Source organism: Rhizobium sp. P2_G2 (genome assembly GCF_056403555.1).
This window is the reverse complement of record NZ_JBFUFF010000010.1, coordinates 114,673-133,806: the sequence shown is the minus strand read 5'-3', so window position 1 is coordinate 133,806 and position 19,134 is coordinate 114,673. Positions and strand designations below refer to the sequence as shown.

Genomic DNA, 19,134 nt, shown 5'->3' with positions numbered 1-19,134 from the left:
AGGGCGACCATGAAATCCGCAAAGATCGATCCCGTCATCCTCACCATCGGGTTTGCTTTCCTCTATATCCCGATCCTGATCCTGGTGATCTATTCGTTCAACGACTCCAAGCTGGTGACCGTCTGGGGCGGCTTCTCGACACGCTGGTATTCGCAGATGTGGTCGAATCAGAGCCTGATGGATGCCGCTTGGGTGACGATCCGCGTCGCCGTCCTTAGCGCCTCGATGGGTACTATCCTGGGTACGCTGGCAGCGCTGTCGCTGGTGCGCTTCGTCCGGTTTCCCGGGCGCATCTTGTTCTCCGGCATGATCTATGCGCCGCTGGTCATGCCGGATGTCATAACCGGCCTCTCGCTGCTCCTGCTGTTCGTCGCCGTCAACGTCGACCGCGGCTTCTGGACCATCGTCTTCGCGCACACCACCTTCACCATGTGTTATGCAGCGGTCGTCATCCAGTCGCGGTTGATCACCTTCGACCGTAGCCTGGAGGAGGCGGCACTCGATCTCGGCTGCCCGCCGGTCAAGACCTTCTTCAAGATCACCCTGCCGCTGATCCTGCCTGCCGTCGTCTCCGCCTGGATGCTGGCTTTCACGTTGTCGCTCGACGATCTCGTGATTGCGAGCTTCACCACTGGGCCCGGCGCCACGACGCTGCCGATCAAGATCTACAGCCAGGTGCGGCTCGGCGTGACGCCGGAAATCAACGCCGCCTGCTCGATCCTGATTGCCATCGTCACCATCGGCGTGATCATCGGCTCGATCACGACGAAGCGAGCGGAAATCCAGCGCCAGCGCGATGAGAGGGCGGCAATGGCACAAGCATAGCTCGCCGGCGCGCCCGCAAAATACGACATCGACGTCACTTTCAAGACAAGCCCGGCCGCACCGCTTGCCCTATGGTGCGGCCACGGTTCTGTTGCATTGCAGCGAACGGCTTGATATTCGAATTTGAATACATCTTGGAGGGTTCGATGGGAGAGAATACACCGCTTTGGTCGCCGAGCGCGGCGCGGATTGCCGAAAGCGCGATGACGAAGTTCCGCGATTTCTGTGCGGTTCGGAATGCGATTTCGCTCCCGGATCACCCCGCCTTCCATCAATGGTCGATCGAGGATCGCGGCGCCTTCTGGTCAGCGGTCTGGGACTTTTGCGCAGTGAAGGGTGAAAAAGGTGCCCGCGACCTGATCCATGGCGACGTGATGCTCGACGCCCGGTTCTTCCCCGATGCGTCGCTGAACTTCGCCGAGAACCTGCTGCCGAAGACCGGCTCGGATGACGCAATGATCTTCCGTGGTGAGGACAGGGTCGAGGGCCGCTGGAGCTGGGACCGCCTGCATGCCATGGTCTCGCGCCTGCAGCAGGCCTTCCGGGCCATGGGCATCGGCAAGGGTGACCGCGTCTCGGCCATGATGCCGAATATGCCCGAAACCATCGCCTGCATGCTCGCTACAAGCTCGATCGGCGCCATCTGGTCGTCATGCTCGCCAGACTTCGGTGAGCAGGGCGTGCTCGACCGTTTCGGCCAGATCGAACCGAAACTGTTCATCTGCTGCGATGGCTATTGGTATAACGGCAAACTGCAGGATGTTTCCGACAAGGTGCGCGCCGTCGAGCCGCGCCTGCAGACGCCAGTTCTGGTTGTGCACTATGCCGGCGATGCCGAGGCGCTTGCCGGCTCGCTTGCCGATGGCCGCACGCTCGATGCCTTCGTCTCGCCCTATGAGGCAAAGCCGGTCGAGTTCGAGCCGCTGCCGTTTTCGCATCCGCTTTATATCCTGTTTTCCTCCGGCACGACCGGCGTGCCGAAATGCATCGTCCATTCCGCCGGCGGCACGCTGCTGCAGCATCTCAAGGAACAGCGCTTCCATTGCGATCTGAAAGCGGGGGACCGGCTCTTCTATTTCACCACCTGCGGCTGGATGATGTGGAACTGGCTGGTGTCGGGGCTGGCCTCCGGCGCCACGCTCTGCCTGTTCGACGGCTCGCCCTTCGCACCGGATGGCAATGTGCTCTGGAACTATGCCGCCGACGAGAAATTTGCCATTTTCGGCACGTCGGCCAAATATATCGATGCGGTCCGCAAGGGCGGCATCGAGCCGATCAAGACGCATGACCTCTCGGAATTGCGCCTGATCACCTCGACCGGTTCGCCGCTGTCGCCTGAAGGCTTCTCCTTCGTCTACGAAGGCATCAAGCACGACATCCAGCTTGCCTCGATCTCGGGCGGCACCGACATCGTCTCCTGCTTCGTGCTTGGCAATCCGATCCTGCCGGTCTGGCGCGGCGAGATCCAGGGGGCCGGCCTCGGCCTTGCTGTCGACGTCTGGAACGATGAGGGTCAGCATGTGGTCGGCGAGAAGGGCGAACTGGTCTGCGCCAAGGCCTTCCCCTCCATGCCGGTCGGCTTCTGGAATGACAAGGATGGCGCAAAATATCGGGCCGCCTATTTCGAACGTTTCGACAATATCTGGTGCCACGGCGATTTCGCCGAATGGACCGAGCACGGCGGCATGATCATCCACGGCCGCTCGGATGCGACGCTCAATCCCGGCGGTGTGCGTATCGGCACCGCCGAGATCTACAATCAGGTCGAACAGCTCTCTGAAGTGGCAGAAGCCATCTGCATCGGCCAGGATTGGGAAGATGACGTCCGCGTCATCCTGTTTGTTCGGCTGGCACCGGGTTTGGCGCTCGACGCCGAGCTCGACAAGAAGATCAAGACCAAGATCCGCACCGGCGCCTCGCCGCGGCACGTGCCGGCCAAGATCATCCAGGTCGCCGATATCCCGCGCACCAAATCCGGCAAGATCGTCGAACTGGCAGTCCGTGAGGTGGTGCATGGCCGCCCGGTGAAGAACAAGGAGGCGCTCGCCAATCCGGAGGCGCTGGAGCTCTACAGGGGGCTCGATCAGCTGAAAAACTGAGCCGCGAAAGCAGTCGCGGTGGCGGACGGCATAATTGCTGTCAACGATCGAGGATAAATGATAGCCGTTGGTCGAGTTCGCCGCATCGGGCTGCGATCTCCGCAACAGGAGTGGCGCAGTGGCAGAATTCACCGAAGAGGGACGCCGGATTCTCAGCGAGATCGCAGGGCGCTATGGTGTCAGTTTCGACGCGGTGCAACATCTGCTGATGGCCGTCATTGCCGGCCAGACGACGCAGGCCCAGTTCAACCATCCGGATCTCGGCGGCATGGGACAATGGTCCCAGGGCGGCATGATCATGGTCGGCGACATGTTCAACAACGGGCTCAAGGCCAGGGTCGACGGGCTTTGCAACGAACTTGCCGGACTGGCGCGCAGTGCCAACATCTTCCGGCCAGCGGCACCGCTGCAGTCCCAATCGCAATCCCAGGGCGCCGGCGCCGGCGTCAGCCTGTTCGTCCCGGGAGCATTCACCTCCGGCAATTGGTGGCCGGAGGATTWGGGTTACGCCGCTTCGACGGGCGCCCAGAACGACCTGCGCTATGCGTTCTTTCCCGCGACGCATCGCCTTGCGATCAATATCGGTGGCCGGGTCACCGTCTATGACACCAGGGATCACCAGATCGGCGGCTTTTCGCAGCAGCAGAGCGGCGACCAGTCGCTGACGTTCACCTCGCAATATGGCTTGGTCAATCTGTCGTCACTGGACATCGTGCCGCCGGCCGGCGTCCGCGACGTTGCCGCTTCCGCCCCGCCGCGGCCGGAATTTACCGCGCCGGAGACACCAGGCGCGCCGGAGATGGCCCCGCCTCCTGTACAGAATACCGCGCAGCAGACAGCGATATCACCAACGGCTCCTCCGTCTGCCGGTGCGTCAACCGATGACGACATTTTTGGCAAGATCGAACGGCTGGCGGAACTATACGCCAAGGGTATTCTGACCGACGACGAATTCCAGGCGAAGAAAGCCGACCTGCTGAGCCGGCTTTGATGCAACTCTGAAAGGTTCTACAGCCGATAGGCCGGCTCGACGATGCCCTTTACGCTGATGCCGAGATCATAGGTGAAGCCGGCCTGTGGGTCAGCTTTCATCGCGTCGGCATCGAGACCTTCGCGGGCGGAGGTCACCAGCAGTCGGTCGGCCTTCTTGCCGATGAAGGCCGGGCAGGTGGTGAGCTTTGACGGCACCGAATAGATGGCGGTCAATTCGCCGTTCGGCGAATAGCGATGCACTTCGCCGACGCTCCAATGCGCATTCCAGACATAGCCTTCGGCATCGCAGACCGAACCGTCAATGCCCCCGTCCTCGCTGGCTTCGTCGACGAAGATCTGCGGCTCGCCCGTCGGCAGCCCGGTCAATGGATCAACCGGCACGCGCATATAGCGGTTTTCCATCGTATCGACGAAATAGCCGACCGTGCCGTCGGGCGAAAAGCAGATGCCGTTCGGAATCGAAATCTCGGGAAAGAGCTTTGTCACCACGCCGCCGACGACATGGTAGATCGAGCCCGCGCCCTTGCGGCCTTCCTGGCCCTTCTTCATCGTGCCATACCAGAGAGCACCTGAAGGATGCACTCGACCGTCATTGGAGCGCATATCCGGTCGGTCGTCTTCGATCGGTGTAACAAGCGTGAACTGGCCGGTTGCCATGTCGCGCAGGTAAAGACCATTTTCCGTGGCAACCACCTGCCGGCCGCCGTCGACGCGCGCGACGACGCTGCCCATGCAAGGCAGTTTGTGCACCGAGCGCTTGCCGCTTTCGAGGTGAAGCTCGACCAGTTCACTGTCGAGAATGTTCAGCCACCAGGCGGTATCGGTCGCCGGATCATAGGTCGGGCCTTCGCCAAGGTGATCATGGACATTGCTCAGGGCGGTGCCGGCAAAGGGCTGTGCGGTGATCATTTCAGGCTCCGAAGACGTGGCGATAGGCGCTGATCGTGGCGATGGCGCGTCGGGAAATGTCGGCCGCGTCCATGCCCGGCTTGAAGATGCTGGAGCCGAGGCCGAAAGCCTTGACGCCCGCTTTGGCATAGTCGGCGAAATTCTCGTCCGAGACGCCGCCGACGGCAGCAATCAGCAGATCCGGTGGCAGCACGGCGCGAATAGCGGTGATGCCAGACGGGCCGAGCGCGCTGGCGGGGAAGAATTTGAGGCCCGTGGCACCAGCGGCGGCAGCGGCAAGTGCCTCGCTGGGCGTGAAAACGCCGGGCAGCGTCACCATTTTCCTGGCGACGGCATGCGACAGTACCGGCAGGTCGACATTCGGGCTGACGAACAGTCTTCCGCCGGCACTTTCCAGCCGGTCGACATCGGTGACGGTCAGCACGGTGCCGGCGCCGATCAGCGCATCGGCCGGCGCCATTTTCGCGGCGATCTCGATCGACTTGAACGGCTCGGGCGAATTGAGCGGGATTTCGATTGCCCGGAAGCCGGCGCCGAGCAGCGCGTCGAGCGCCGCCGGAGTCTCGGCCGGCGTCAGGCCGCGCAGGATCGCGACCAGCGGATAGGGCATGTCGGGGAAGGGAATGCGGTCCATGAACAGTCCTTTACAATGACCAGATGCTACGCGCCGCATGCGACAGTCCCTGACGGACCGCGTCGTCGGCATCGATGGTCGAAAATGTCAGGCCGACGCGATGGAAGGCCGCTTCGTAGAGGCCCCGCAGCTTGCCGGAGACGACGAGCACGACAGGCGTATCCTTCGGCGCCGATTTCAGCGCGCCGGCAAGTTCGAGGCCGATCATCGTGCCCGATAGAGTCGCTTCGGCCTCGACCGGCGTCACGGAGAACAGCAGGCCGCGGGCGCGCACGGAGGAGAACAGCCGGCTGGAGGTGAACTCCGGTTCCTTGTAGGCCGAGAACACGGCATCGGTGAAAGCCGGGTTGGCGCCGTCGAAGCCGGTCGAATCCTGCATCGCCATCGACAGGATCGTGTGTTTCAAAATCGCCGAGAAAAGTTCACCGGTCATGAAGGTGGCAAAGCCCAGCACTTCGTCGCGCACGACGCGCACCCATTTCGAATGCGTGCCGGGCATGGCGACCAGGCAGTCGCTGCTTCTCATCCGGTGTGAGGAGCCGAGCAATTGCGTCTCCTCGCCGCGGATGACGTCGGCGGAGTGCGGGTCGCGCTGCGCCAAGCCGGGCAGTATGCGGATGTCGCGCGCCTGGCCCTCGATTCGGACCGCCTGATCCGGGATGTCGGAGAGTTTTGCCGGCACATCGATATAGCCCGCTTCCTTCCAGCCCTGCTTGGCGCCGGCCATGCCGCAGACGATCACAGGCAGCCCGTCCGGCGCCTGCACTGTTTTGAGGTGTTTGTCGAGCACAGCCTCGAAACCGGTTTCTCGAGCCGTGGTCATCCCCTCGCCGGAGCGGCTTTCGGCAAGCACCTCGTCATCTTCGCCGATCAGCCACAGGCGAAAGCTGGACGTGCCCCAGTCCACCGCTACGAATTGCGGTTCTGGCATCAGAGATAGCCTCCATCAACGATCAAGGATTGAGCGGTTATCGCCGCGGAGCAATCGGAGGCCAAAAACAGGCACGGGCCGATCAGATCTTCGGGCATGAGGGTGAATTTGAGCGCCTGCTGCAGGCGATGCGCCTCGGCGGAGGCATCGCTGACCCAGAGCGCCTTCTGCCGTTCGGTGATCACCATGCCCGGCAGAATGGCATTGACCCGGATATTGTCGTCGCCCAGCCTGCCGGCCAGCGCCTTGGTCATGCCGATGATGCCGGCCTTGGCGGTCTCGTAGATCGGAATTTCCGGCATGTTGAGCAGGAAAGCGATGGAGGAGAAATTGATGATCGCGCCGCCGCCGCCAGCACGCAGATACGGTGCCGCCGCCTGGCTGACGAAGAAGGCCGGCCGGAGATTGACGGCGATATTGTCGTTCCAATAGGCCTCGGTGACAGTATCGAAGTCGTGACGGTCGTCCCAGGCGGCATTGTTGACCACCACCTTCAACCCGCCGAGCGCCTCGGCGGCATTTCGCACAGCGCGTTGCGCGGCCGCGACGTCGCGGAGATCGGCATGTTCGAAATGCGGGCGGTAGCCGGTCGCGACCGAGACGTCATCCACCGTCCTGAGCGCCGCCTCTCGATCGCGGTCAACGATCGCAACCTTCGATCCCTGTGCCGCAAAACCCCGGACGAGTGCCGCCCCTATGCCGGATGCACCGCCGGTGACCAGCACGCCGACGCCGCTCAAATCAGCAAATGTCGCGGATGGCATGCCCATGCCGGATCGGTCTCCCTCCGAGGATCGAAAGCGTCGCCTTCGTGCGAAAATGCGACTGCAGAGGCGATCTCTATAGGACGGAAGCCAATGGCAGGAAACCCCCGTCGGCTAAAATCATACAATTGAATCGGGCATTAACGAAAATGTGGGAATTGATAAGTCTGCCGAAGAAACAGGTACACGATACTGGCGAATCAAAGGCCGCTCTGGCATCAAGTCAATATAAGGCTATTCTTAAATGGTTTTCCCGGAGCCAATCCATCGGACATTGTGTTACCTATGGTTTTCCCGGCATCTATTCGCCGGTTTTCCCGCTAGGCGTTCGCATCACACAAGCTTGAACCAAAGCACCGCATGAAAGTTGTATTTGAATGGGCCTGAACGCTGTTTTCAACGGAAACGGGATTTGCTGCTTCGACGAGAGCCGGCAAACGGAACGAAATGTCTGAAAAAGACAACGCCGACGGCGTGGATCATGACGCGTTGCTGAAGGAAATCTCGGCGGCAGCGACGCAATTCGACGTGCTGCGATTTCTCAAGAAGACGACGGAACTGTTCCGGGCCCGCGCTTTCATCGTGATGCGCATTCCGGGCGCGACGACTCAGGCGCTCCAGGCTGCCTCCGTGATCACCAATTGGCCGTCTGACCTATTGGCGAAATATGACGCCGAAGGTCTCCTGCAGCACAGCCTGACGATCCATCACATCCGAACGTCGTCCTTGCCTTTCCTGGCCGATGTTTCGCAATTGACGCAGAAGCTGCCGGAGACGCAGCGCGCCAGGGTGTTCGAGGCCTTCGAACGTTATCATATGCCGCGCGGCATTTTCTTCCCGGTTTGCGATCCTGGCGGCGACCGCGGCGCTGTCGGTTTTTCCGGCGACCGCGAGCCTTATTCGAGTTATGAAGTGCTGCAACTCAATATGATCAGCACCTATGTGTTCGAACGGATCTACCAGATCAGCGGCCGCGATCAGAAAACGGGCGACGATCTTACCCAGCGCGAGATCGATTGCCTCAACTGGACGGCTGCGGGTAAGACCAGCGTCGAAATTTCCGATATATTGAGTCTGTCCGAGCATACGGTGAACCACTATCTTAACCGCGCGACCAAGAAGCTCGACACGGTCAACCGGACTCAGGCCGTGGCGAAGGCGCTCAGGATGGGCATCATCAACTGAGGCGCATCGCGCCGTGATCGGGATCCTCTGTCGAGGCGATGGCAGCTCATGCAGTTTTATTCACCTGACATTCACGCGCGCTAAACCATAAACTAAAAAACGGTGCAGCGTTTGGTGGGCGAGTAGCGTTTGGTAAGCATCTTTTGCAGTGGGCATCTTACTGTGGTTCGGTGTCTGCCCATTCGCTACATATTCAATCTCGGGAGAACGGTAGTGGTAACGAAGAATACGTCGGTCACGCTCGATGGCTCATCGAAATTCACCCTGGATGACGATTATACGTGGAAGAGCAGCAAGCTCGATTATGTCTCTTTCCACTCCGGCGAGGTCAAGCAGGATGTTACGGTCACGCTGAACCTGGCCAACAGCGGCTGGATGGTCAGGCATATCGAGGGCATTAACAGCCCGAACCTGATGACCGTCATCAACGACAAAACCGGATCCGCAGGAGCAACGATCGGGTCGATGACGCTTTCGGGCGGTCTCGGCAACAATGTCACACTCACCAACACCCATGTCGATATGTACGAGGGCAGCAATGCCGCTGACCGCGTCACGATCGGCGACGGCGGCGTCGACATGCTCAACGTTGTTGGCGGCAACAATAGCGTCAAGATCGGGTCGGGCAAGGTCCATTCGATTCTTGCTTACGATGGCAATGACAAAGTCACGACGGGCAGCGGCACCGTCGATTCGATCGACCTCGGAGACGGGAAAAACACGATCACGACGGGCAAGGGCGTGATTCAGTCGATCCTGACCGGCAAGGGTGACGATACGGTCACCGTTGGCGACGGCGGCGTCTCGATGATGAATCTGGGCGATGGCGACAACGTGGTCAATATCACCGGCAAGGGCAATGTCGGCACGATCATGGGCGACACCGGCGACGATCATGTCACCACCGGCGATGGTTCGGTTGCCGTGATCAACCTCGCGAAGGGTGACAACGTCATCACCACCGGCAAGGGTACCGTTTCGGCCATCGTCACCTATCTTGGCGACCAGACGATCCATGTCGGCACCGGCGGCGCGGGCGTCATTCGCCTCTCCGACGGCAGCAGCACTGTCGAGGCTGACGGTCATGTCGGGCAGTTGATGGCCGGCCCCGGCAACAAGTCGCTGATCTTCCACGACGCTGTGGGCACCATCGACATCGGCGGCGGCACCAACACCCTGGTCTTCGGGGGCCAGTATGTCGACGCCCTGCAGATCACCGATGGCACGGACACGATCACTCTGCAAAACGGCTGCAACCTGAACCAGGCTGTGACCGGCGATGATGATGATGTCATCGACGCGAGGAAAGGCGAAATCGGCACGGCACAGATGGGCACCGGCAACGACGCCATCTATACCGGCGCTGCCAGCATCGGCCATGCTTCTATGGGCACCGGCAATGACACGATCTTTTTCGGCGACATGACGGACTTGAAGAACGACTCGACCTTCAACGGCGGCAGCGGCATTGACACGATTAACTTCAAGAACGTCGCAGCCGGCGGCGTGAACATTTCGCTAGGCGATGACAGCGCACAGGCGACATCGTCGGGCAAGATTCGGTTCTGGAACTTCGAAAAGCTGATCGGCAGCGACTTCAGCGATACACTCGGCGGCAGCAATGGCGCCGACTTCCTCGGTGGCGGTAAGGGTGCTGACAAGTTGACCGGCGGCAACGGCGTCGACACCTTCATATTCAACACGGGTGACGGCAAGGACGAGATCACCGACTTCGATTTCACTACAGAGAAGATCGATCTGAGCGGCGTCACTGGTATCTCTAATTTCAACGATCTTAAAACGCATTTCAGCAGTGACGGCGCTGGTGGTACTATCATTGACCTTGGTGGTGCTGGGGACCAGTTGACACTCGATCACGTATCCAGCGGGCGGCTTTCGGACAGCAATTTTGTTTTCTGATAGACTAAATAAGAAGCCTTAAGCACGCCGCGACAAGAATGCGTCTTCCGATTGATTTCGGAAGGCATTTGTTTTTTTGTGGGATTGATGGGAACACTTCAACAAATCGGTTCATCATTTGTGATCCGAATTTCGCGATTTTTCAGCGGCATACCCCAATTGGGGGATATCATTTTTCCGCGTTCTGATTATTCGATAAATAACCGGTCAGAGTGTCCTTGAAACTCTAGCACGGCGGACCCCACTTCCTCCGCTTTTGCGGACGAAGACGCTTGCTGGTAAAACCCGCCCGCAGCCCTGCCGGGCGGGTTCACTTTTCCGGGCCTTCCGATTCCTTGGGCGCTTCTGACAATTCGCCAGCACGCTACATACCATGTGTCGGTATGCAGGTGTGCTTGCTCGCGTCCCAGACGCCGTCCTGGCACGGCACGTCAGCAAAGCCGGTCAGGCCCATGACGAGAAGGCCGACCGCGAGCGCTGCGATCAATACGCCAAGTGCGATCAGCCATGTCTTCATTCGCAATTGGATCAGCTCCAAGTCTTGCCGCCTTGGGGCGGGGCCTTCAAACCTTCACAGCGCAATTGGTCTGTACCGGTTTCGAAACGGCGACGATTGCCGAACTGCATATTTTTATGCTTGGGACACATCCCATTCGTCTTATGGGGTTTGCACAGCCCGCATACTGCAATCCGCGGCCTTTTCCGCTTGTAATGCATTTCGATCTCCGAACGAGGTCGGTGCGCCCCTATGGCGCACGCGTCTCTTCCGGAAATCGGATTGCTCAAGCATCATGGGTTCAGATTAAGGAAAGTCGACTGGGAGGGCAAGTCGGCAAGCGCAGTCGTTTGTCCGCTCCGTTCCTCCAGGACTGCTTTCGACAACACAGAAGATCGCCTGCATGCCCAAAAAAGCAGCGGCGTCATGAAAAAATTGGCAGCCGATTGGAGCCCAGATGAGGGGGCGGAGCCCCATCTTTGCAAGATATTGAAGTCAAAAGATATTTTTCCCAATGGCACATGGCATGCTTCCTGCTTTTCTCCTCTCAGATCCGGAGGGGATCGAAAAGCACCTCATGAGAAGGTGTACGAAGGCAAAGCCGCCTTTCACGTCGTCTACCCGCGCTAGCGAGGGGTGGCGTGGACGGCGGCTTTTGTTTGCGACGGATTCTTTCGCTCCAGGCGTTGGCTGCCGGTCGATGATCGCTTATCTAGTCCGGATAAGCATGAGGTCGAAAAAATGGCAGAAATCACCGGCAACGACGTCCTGGAACGGCTGCGGACGATTCGCGGCCCGGACATGGAAGGCAACATTGTCGATATGGGCCTCGTCTCCGACGTGTTCATCTCCGACGGCAAGSCCTATTTCTCCATCACCGTGCCGGCCGATCGGGCCAAGGAACTCGAGCCGCTGCGGCTCGCCGCAGAGCGGGTGGTCAAGGAAATGCCCGGCATGAGTGGCGCCTTCGCGGCCCTGACAGCTGACAAAAAGGCGGGCACTGCCGGCCAGCCGGTGGCTCGGCCGCAGCCGGCGCCGCCGCAGGGGCGTCCCCAGCATGCGCATCCCCATCCCGCCCGCGGTCCCGGCAATGCACAGCCGCCGAAGCCCGGCATTCCCGGCGTCAAGCACATCATTGCCGTGGCCTCCGGCAAGGGTGGCGTCGGCAAGTCGACGACGGCGATCAATATCGCGCTGGGGCTCAACGCGCTCGGCCACAAGGCCGCTATTCTCGACGCCGACATTTATGGTCCGTCGATACCGCGACTGATGCATCTTTCCGGCCGGCCGCAGCAGATCGACGGCAAGCTGATCAAGCCGATGGAGAATTATGGCCTGAAGGCCATGTCGATGGGTTTCCTCGTCGACGAGGACGTGGCGATGATCTGGCGCGGGCCGATGATCCAGTCCGCACTGCTGCAGATGCTGCGCGAGGTTGCCTGGGGCGATCTCGACGTGCTGGTGGTCGATATGCCCCCCGGCACCGGCGATGCGCAGCTCACCATGGCACAGCAAGTGCCGCTCTCGGGCGCCGTGATCGTATCGACGCCACAGGATCTGGCACTGATTGATGCCCGCAAGGCGATCACCATGTTCAAGAAGGTGGAAATCCCACTTCTTGGCCTGGTCGAGAATATGAGCCATTTCGTCTGTCCGGTTTGCGGCACCAGCCATGATATCTTCGGCCATGGCGGTGCACGGCACGAGGCGGAAAAGATCGGTGTGCCATTTTTGGGCGAAGTGCCGCTCGCCATGACCATCCGCGAGACATCCGATGCGGGCACCCCGGTCGTCGTCTCTGCGCCTGATGGGCCGCATGCCAAAGTCTACAAGGATATCGCCGCAGGGATTGCCACACAGTTGTTCGATAGCGGCAAGGCGCCGCGTGTCGCGCCCTCGATCGTGTTCGAATAATGGACAGGGGCTTTTGCGGCGGCATGCAGACCAGAGCGCTTTTTGCACTGCCATAATCTTTTCTTGATTATTAACGCGTTTTGCGCGATATGACCCGCCATGCCTGACAATTCGAAACATGCCCGTCGTGACACACCATCGCTGTCTCGCGGGCTCAGCAGAGGCTGATTATGATCTCCTGTGGAGCATTGGCCTGATGATCAWCGCTTACCGTTCCAACGGTGAAGCGGTCCCGCTTTCGCTCGATCATCGGCTTGCGGCACTGCCTCCGGATATCGTTTGGCTCGATCTCAACTGCCCGACGCGCGACGAGGATCATTACGCCGAGGCACTGACCGGCATCGAGGTGCCCACGCGGCAGGATCTTAAGGATATCGAGCCGTCGAGCCGCCTCTATACGGAAGGCAAGGCGACCTATCTCACAGGTTCCGTTATTGCCCACGCCGACACCGGCATACCTGTCCTAAGCGACATCGCCTTCGTTCTGACGGATGCGGTGCTTGTCACCGTCCGTTACGAGGATCCCAAGGCATTCAAGCTTTTCTCCGCCGCGATGTGCCGCGTTCCCGGTGGTGTGTCCACGGCACATGCCGTGCTCACCAAGCTGCTCGAGACGATCACCGACCGCACCGCTGAAGTGCTCGAACATGCCGAGGTCAAGGGTGACAAGCTGCTCAAACAGATCTTTCCGACTGACGAGGCTGAAAAGAAGCGCCGTCCGCCAAAATTCCTCGAAGACCTGCTGACCGAGATCGCCATGCACCATCGGCTGATCTCCAAGGCCCGCGACAGCCTGGCATCGCTGTCGCGCGTGCTCACCTATCTCTACACCGTGCCGGTCATCCAGGCCGACCCCGAAGCCAAGGAACTCTGTCGCTCGACCTCCCGCGACATTCAGTCGCTGTCGGAGCATGCGGCCTTCATCTCCGGCAACATCACATTCCTGCTGGACGCATCGCTCGGGCTGATCAATGTCGAGCAGAACGCCATCATCAAGATATTCTCAATCGCTTCAGTGGTATTCCTGCCGCCCACGCTCGTGGCCTCCATCTATGGCATGAACTTCAAGTTCATGCCCGAACTTGAATGGATGTTCGGCTATCCGTCATCAATTCTGTTGATGATTGTGTCGGCCGTCATTCCGTTCTTTTTCTTTCGTTGGAAAGGCTGGCTTTGAGTCAGAAAGACACCATGTCCGAACAGGCACTGCACTCTGGTAGCCACAGCGGCCCCATGTCGGCGCGAAAACTGATCGCCCTGACCCTCGGTTCGGTCGGTGTCGTCTATGGCGACATCGGCACCAGCCCGCTCTATGCTTTTCGTGAATCGCTCCGGCCGGTCTCCTTTGACGGCGTCGACCGTTTCGAGATTATCGGGCTGATTTCACTGTTCTTCTGGGCGCTGACCATCATCGTCACGCTCAAATATGTCATTTTTCTGCTGAAAGCGGACAACGATGGCGAAGGCGGCACCCTGGCGCTCTTGTCCCTCGTCATCAAGGCGGTCAGCGAGCGACGCGCTGGCATCCTGCTGGTGATCGGCATTTTCGGCGCCTCGCTGTTCCTCGGTGATTCGATGATCACGCCGGCGCTGTCGGTGCTCTCGGCGGTGGAAGGTTTGAAAATCGTCGCACCCGGCCTGCAGCAATATGTCGTGCCGATCTCGGTCGTTATCCTGGTGATCCTGTTTGCCGTGCAATCGCGCGGGACGGGCGCCGTGTCGATCTTCTTCGGACCGATCATGGCGGTTTGGTTCCTCAGCATGGCCGCGGTCGGCATCTATCACATTTCCGACGATCTGAGCATTCTGGAGGCGTTCAATCCCTATTTCGCCGTCTGGTTCCTGGGCAAGAGCGGCTTGCTCGGCTTCATCGTTCTGGGCTCGGTGTTCCTGGCCGTCACCGGTGCCGAAGCGCTCTATGCCGACCTTGGCCATTTCGGCCGCGCGCCGATCCGGCTTGCCTGGTTCTGTCTGATCTTTCCGTCGCTGATCCTGAACTATCTGGGGCAGGGCGCCTATGTGCTGCAGCATCCGGAAGGGCTGTCGGATCCGTTCTTCCTGATGTTCCCAGGGTGGACACGGGTGGCCGCGGTGATCCTGGCAACGGTCGCCACCGTCATCGCCAGCCAGGCGGTGATCACCGGCGCCTTCTCGCTGACGCGACAGGCGATCCATCTCGGCTTCCTGCCGCGCATGGAAATCTATCATACCTCCGAATCCAATACCGGCCAGATCTACCTGCCGGCGGTCAACACGGTCCTGCTGTTCGGCGTCATGGCGCTGGTGCTGATGTTCCGCTCGTCTGAATCGCTGGCTGTCGCCTACGGCATTGCGGTCACCGGCGACATGGTGGTCTCGACCATCCTGCTTTACAATTTCGTCCGCATCTTCTGGAAATGGAGCCGGCCTCAGGCACTGCTGGTGATCGCGCCGCTGTTCTCAATCGAGTCGGTTTTCCTTGGTTCGAATCTCAGCAAGCTGCATCATGGCGGCTACGTGCCGGTGCTGATCGCCTCCTGCTTTATCGTCATCATGTGGACCTGGCGGCGCGGCACGCGCATCCTGTTCGACAAGAGCCGGCGGACGCATATCCCGCTCTCCAGCTTCATCAAGTCACTGGAGAAGAAGAGCGAGCATGGACCGATCGAAGTGCCGGGCACCGCGATCTTCCTGACCTCGGATCCCAGTTCGACGCCGGCGGCGCTGCTGCATAACCTCAAGCACAACCATGTCATCCACAGCCAGAACATCATCCTGACGATCAGGACGCAGAACCGGCCGCGCGTGCCGATCGAGGACCGTGGCCGGATCGAGCGCCTGTCGGAGCATTTCCAACTGCTGGAGCTGAATTTCGGCTTCCAGGAGACGCAGAACGTGTCGCAGGCGCTGGCCCATCTCAGGAAGACTGGCCTGAAGTTCGACATCATGTCGACGTCGTTCTATCTCGGCCGGCGCAAGCTTATACCGGACGCCAATTCCGGCATGCCGGGTTGGCAGGATCGCCTGTTCATCGCGCTTGCGACGGCAGCAACCGATCCTTCGGACTATTTCCGCCTGCCGGCCAATCGCGTCGTCGAACTCGGTGCGCATGTGACGGTGTGATCCGCCGATTTGCAGCCAGAGCTGCGCCGGACAAAGCGCTGCGCGACCGCCTTGACGAAGCGCTTCGCCGGCCATCATCGCTGGCTTGCAGCTATATCCGGCTTTGCCGTCACACCTGAGATGGATGCAACCGCATCGTCGACGCTGTAGCGGCTGCGCGCGACGATCGCATCGGCCTTGGCTGCCGACAGCAGGTCCCGAACCCTGTCGTGCATGCGAGCGTAGACCACCTGAACGCCGGTCCGCGTGATCGCAGTGTCGAATTCGACGATCGCATCGAGCGCCGTCGTATCGATCTCGAACGTCTCTTCCAGGCTGATCACGATCGCATGATTGACAGGTTCCGCACGGGCCATCGAAGCGATCCGGCCCAGCATTGCCTCGGCATTGCCGAAGAAAAGCGGCTGCGAGGGCCGCCAGATCGCGATGCCGGCAATTTCGTGCGCATCGTCATGCCGCTCGATGTCAACGAAGGCGTGGCTCGAGGCGAGCTGCCCGAGCCGGGCAACATGCGCTACCGCAAGCCGGCGAATGAAGATCGCGAAAGACAAAAGCACGGCGATCAGCAGTCCATCGAGGATTCCGAGGAGGAGAACGCTCGCCGTGGCGGCAAGTGCGACATACTGGTCCTGGCCGAGCCGCCAGAGCCGGTAGAGCGGCGCGGGATTGAGCGCGTGCATCAGCGCCGCGATCACGACGGCAGCCAATACCGGTTCCGGCAGCCGCGCCACCAGCCCGCCAGCCGACAGCACGAGAAGCGCCAGCGCCACAGCCGCCACGACCGCAGCCCAGCGGCTCTCGGTCCCCGCCGCTTCGCTCGCCGCACCTCCGGAAAAGCCCGCACCGACCGGCATGCCCTGGACGAGCGCACTCGCCAGGTTGGCAGCGCCGAGCGCGCCGAGTTCCCGATTCGGCTGCACGGCATCGCCGTGCCTGAGCGCCAGCGAACGGATCGTTCCCCAGGATTCCGCCAGCAGGATCAGCACGAGAGGAAAGGCATAGGGCAGGAGCCGGATCGTCTCGGTAAGCCCGCTTGCCGGAATTTGCGGCAGCGACAAGGTCAGGGGAATGGCGCCGACCACTGCAACGCCGTGCGACGGCAGATCGAGAAACCACGATGCGCCAATGCCGCCGCCAAGGGTGAGGAAGGAACCGGGCACGGCGCGCCAGCGCTTCAGCACGAGCAAAGCCGCAAGCGCCACTACGCCCGTGGCTAGGCTGACCGGATGCCATTGTCGTGCACCAGCGAGCAGATGATAGACAAAATCGAAGATATTGCCGCCTGGCACCGCAACGCCGGTCATCAGCGGTAGCTGGTGGAGAACGATGGTGATCGCCAGGCCAAAAGCGAAGCCGCCCAGCACCGGCCGTGAGATCAGCGCCGCCAGCGCACCCAGTTGCAGCAACGACATCACCAGGAAAATGAGGCCGACCGCGGCGATCAGCACGGTCACCAGAAAGAATCTGTCGGCGGCTGGCGTCTGTAGCGCTATGAGGCTGGCGGCGAGGACTGCCGCCGACGAGGATGTCGGGCTGACAACGGCGAACCGGCTGCGGCCGAAAATGGCGTAGACGAGGCAGCCGACCACTGCCGCCAACAGCGCCCGCTCCGGCGGCAGGCCGGCAATGCCGGAATAGGCGACGGCCTCGGGCAACATCAACCCGGCGACCGATATCCCTGCGACAATATCCGCTCTGTTCAATCCGCCCTCCGCCGGCGCGCCGAATAGGCCAACAATTATAAAGGCTTCGTTAAAAAAGAACAGGTGCCTGGAGAGGCCCGCTACCATATATTGATTTCACGGAGAGGTGATCGATTTCATTAGAACTTCAAAATTCAGCCATTTTTTCCAACCTATTCAAAACCGCGGGAGCGGCGGAAGCGGTCGCGCAGGCGGATCGGCGGATGAAGACGGGGTGTCTCGGGATGCGACAGTATCGCAATGGAAATGCATATTCGGCTTTTCTGATTAAACGCCTATTAACCATATCGGCGCATGGTTAACGCAACGTTTTCCGGGGCGTGCCGGCAAGGCCTTCCGGGAATCTCCATCTTCGTCTTTCTGGAGTTGCGTTTTCGTGTCGAAGCGTAAACAGGCGCCCCGGCGCAAGGGAATGAAAATTGCCAATTGGACGGCGCCCGCAGTGTTTGCCTTGAGCGGCCTGTTCGCACTGCCTTCCGCCCCTGCCGACGCCGACGTGGCGTCGCTGCTCTCGACCAGGGCGAGCGACACGGCCAGTTGGCGGGCCTATATGGTCAACGCGCCGGCCGGCTCGATCCACAATGAGGAACTTGTCTTCAAGAATGTCGACAGGGCTTCTTTCGATCCCGCTTCTCGCGGTCTCGTTCTTCCGGATGGCAAGCTCGTCGCACTCTCGCCCGACGAGAAACCCGTGCCCGCGACCCCGGACGAGGATCGTGTCACCCGAAATCTGAAGAAGGGCCGGCTGATTGCCGTCGACCGCATCGTGCCGCCCAAGGATTTCACCGCGGGCAGCATCCTCGACCGGCGTGCCAGCCTCTACGGCCCGGCCTTCTCGCCGCAAACCACCACAGTCTTCGCGATACCGAAACTGTCGCAGAAGCAGGTCGAGGTTGCCTTCTCCTTCCGCGAGATCAGGCCCACCGCCAGGGATTATGGCGTGCCGGTCATGCTGGCGGACCTGGTGACGAGCGATACGGCCGACAGCCTTGCTGCGGCCTATGCCAATCCCGATGCGGCAAGCGATGATCCGTCCCCCTTCGACTCCATCCTGACCGCGAAGAAGCCGGATCGCTTCGTGCCGAAGATCAAGGAAAACGATCATCCCTGGGCGGCCAATGTACTGCCGGAGAGCGTATTCTCCGCGCCGGAACAGAAATGTCTTGCCAACGCCATCTATTTCGAATCTGCCAACGAGCCGCTGAAAGGCCAGGCGGCAGTGGCGCAGGTGGTGTTGAATCGGGTCCGTAATCCGACGTTCCCGAAGTCGATCTGCGGTGTCGTCTATCAGAACCAGGACTGGACCAATGCCTGCCAGTTCTCTTTCGCCTGCGACCATATCCCTGATATCGTCTGGTCGCATACCAAGTACAAGATCGCGCAGGAAATCGCACTTGCCGTCACGGCGGGCAAGATCTACCTGCCGGAGATCGGCGATTCGACCCACTACCACGCGGCCTATGTCCGTCCGAACTGGGCACATACCATGATCCGCGTCGACCGCATCGGGCTGCACATCTTCTACCGCACCCGCTATGGCGGCTGGAGCTGATGGCTTACAGTGGCAAAATTCCCGCAGCCGCAGACGGAATCGCCGCGGTCTGAACGGGAAAAACGCTTCCTTGCGTTAACGCACTGATTTCACAGCGTAAAAATGCG

Annotated in this window: 15 protein-coding genes; 9 read left to right on the top strand and 6 right to left on the bottom strand. The window is 60.4% G+C overall.

Annotation, left to right across the window (positions count from 1 at the left end):
• Window positions 1-9 precede the first annotated feature (9 nt).
• The 3 genes from AC1D06_RS11175 to AC1D06_RS11165 all read left to right on the top strand — a co-directional run bounded on the left by AC1D06_RS11175 (window position 10) and on the right by AC1D06_RS11165 (window position 3,915).
• Window positions 10-825 (top strand): ABC transporter permease, encoded by an 816-nt coding sequence (locus tag AC1D06_RS11175; protein WP_477986278.1) that lies wholly within the window; start codon window positions 10-12, stop codon window positions 823-825.
• Window positions 826-971: 146 nt separating this feature from the next.
• Window positions 972-2,924, top strand: coding sequence for an acetoacetate--CoA ligase (locus tag AC1D06_RS11170; protein ID WP_477880324.1), 1,953 nt, complete (start codon window positions 972-974; stop codon window positions 2,922-2,924).
• Window positions 2,925-3,042: 118 nt separating this feature from the next.
• Window positions 3,043-3,915 carry an SHOCT domain-containing protein gene (locus AC1D06_RS11165; RefSeq protein WP_477986277.1) on the top strand — a complete coding sequence of 291 codons (873 nt, stop codon included), beginning with the start codon at window positions 3,043-3,045 and terminating at the stop codon, window positions 3,913-3,915.
• 17 nt (window positions 3,916-3,932) lie between these two features.
• Here the strand turns inward: AC1D06_RS11165 and AC1D06_RS11160 are convergent, their stop codons facing one another.
• From AC1D06_RS11160 to AC1D06_RS11145, 4 genes are read right to left on the bottom strand one after another with little or no spacing between them, the layout of a single operon-like run.
• Window positions 3,933-4,826 (bottom strand): SMP-30/gluconolactonase/LRE family protein, encoded by an 894-nt coding sequence (locus tag AC1D06_RS11160; protein ID WP_477986276.1) that lies wholly within the window; start codon window positions 4,824-4,826, stop codon window positions 3,933-3,935.
• A gap of 1 nt (window position 4,827) precedes the next feature.
• Window positions 4,828-5,460: a 2-dehydro-3-deoxy-6-phosphogalactonate aldolase gene (locus tag AC1D06_RS11155; RefSeq protein WP_477986275.1), complete on the bottom strand. Its 633-nt coding sequence runs from the start codon at window positions 5,458-5,460 to the stop codon at window positions 4,828-4,830.
• A gap of 10 nt (window positions 5,461-5,470) precedes the next feature.
• The gene (locus tag AC1D06_RS11150) at window positions 5,471-6,391 is read right to left on the bottom strand and encodes a 2-dehydro-3-deoxygalactonokinase (protein WP_477986273.1); all 921 of its coding nucleotides are present in this window, start codon (window positions 6,389-6,391) and stop codon (window positions 5,471-5,473) included.
• Window positions 6,391-7,161, bottom strand: a complete 771-nt coding sequence (locus AC1D06_RS11145; protein ID WP_477986272.1) for an SDR family NAD(P)-dependent oxidoreductase — start codon at window positions 7,159-7,161, stop codon at window positions 6,391-6,393. Before AC1D06_RS11145 ends, AC1D06_RS11150 begins: the two co-directional genes overlap by 1 nt.
• Before the next feature lie 441 nt (window positions 7,162-7,602).
• Between AC1D06_RS11145 and AC1D06_RS11140 the strand changes: the two genes are divergently transcribed.
• Entirely contained in the window at window positions 7,603-8,340 is a 738-nt protein-coding gene (locus AC1D06_RS11140) for a LuxR family transcriptional regulator (protein ID WP_477986270.1), read from the top strand.
• A 213-nt stretch (window positions 8,341-8,553) separates the two neighbouring features.
• Window positions 8,554-10,260 carry an autotransporter outer membrane beta-barrel domain-containing protein gene (locus tag AC1D06_RS11135; RefSeq protein ID WP_477986268.1) on the top strand — a complete coding sequence of 569 codons (1,707 nt, stop codon included), beginning with the start codon at window positions 8,554-8,556 and terminating at the stop codon, window positions 10,258-10,260.
• Window positions 10,261-10,624: 364 nt separating this feature from the next.
• On the opposite strand, the gene AC1D06_RS11130 is transcribed toward AC1D06_RS11135, so the two are convergent.
• Entirely contained in the window at window positions 10,625-10,783 is a 159-nt protein-coding gene (locus AC1D06_RS11130) for a hypothetical protein (protein WP_477880376.1), read from the bottom strand.
• Between the two features lie 714 nt (window positions 10,784-11,497).
• Between AC1D06_RS11130 and apbC the strand changes: the two genes are divergently transcribed.
• The 3 genes from apbC to AC1D06_RS11115 all read left to right on the top strand — a co-directional run bounded on the left by apbC (window position 11,498) and on the right by AC1D06_RS11115 (window position 15,772).
• Entirely contained in the window at window positions 11,498-12,670 is a 1,173-nt protein-coding gene (gene apbC / locus AC1D06_RS11125; RefSeq protein ID WP_477986267.1) for an iron-sulfur cluster carrier protein ApbC, read from the top strand.
• Between the two features lie 196 nt (window positions 12,671-12,866).
• A complete protein-coding gene (locus AC1D06_RS11120; RefSeq protein WP_477986265.1) occupies window positions 12,867-13,847 on the top strand; it encodes a magnesium transporter CorA family protein in 981 nt (326 codons plus the stop codon).
• 14 nt (window positions 13,848-13,861) lie between these two features.
• Entirely contained in the window at window positions 13,862-15,772 is a 1,911-nt protein-coding gene (locus tag AC1D06_RS11115) for a potassium transporter Kup (RefSeq protein WP_477880306.1), read from the top strand.
• Between the two features lie 74 nt (window positions 15,773-15,846).
• On the opposite strand, the gene AC1D06_RS11110 is transcribed toward AC1D06_RS11115, so the two are convergent.
• Window positions 15,847-17,475 (bottom strand): SulP family inorganic anion transporter, encoded by a 1,629-nt coding sequence (locus AC1D06_RS11110; protein ID WP_477986263.1) that lies wholly within the window; start codon window positions 17,473-17,475, stop codon window positions 15,847-15,849.
• Between the two features lie 412 nt (window positions 17,476-17,887).
• Between AC1D06_RS11110 and AC1D06_RS11105 the strand changes: the two genes are divergently transcribed.
• Complete coding sequence (locus AC1D06_RS11105) at window positions 17,888-19,027, top strand: cell wall hydrolase (RefSeq protein ID WP_477986262.1); 1,140 nt, start codon at window positions 17,888-17,890, stop codon at window positions 19,025-19,027.
• The last annotated feature ends 107 nt before the right edge of the window (window positions 19,028-19,134 follow it).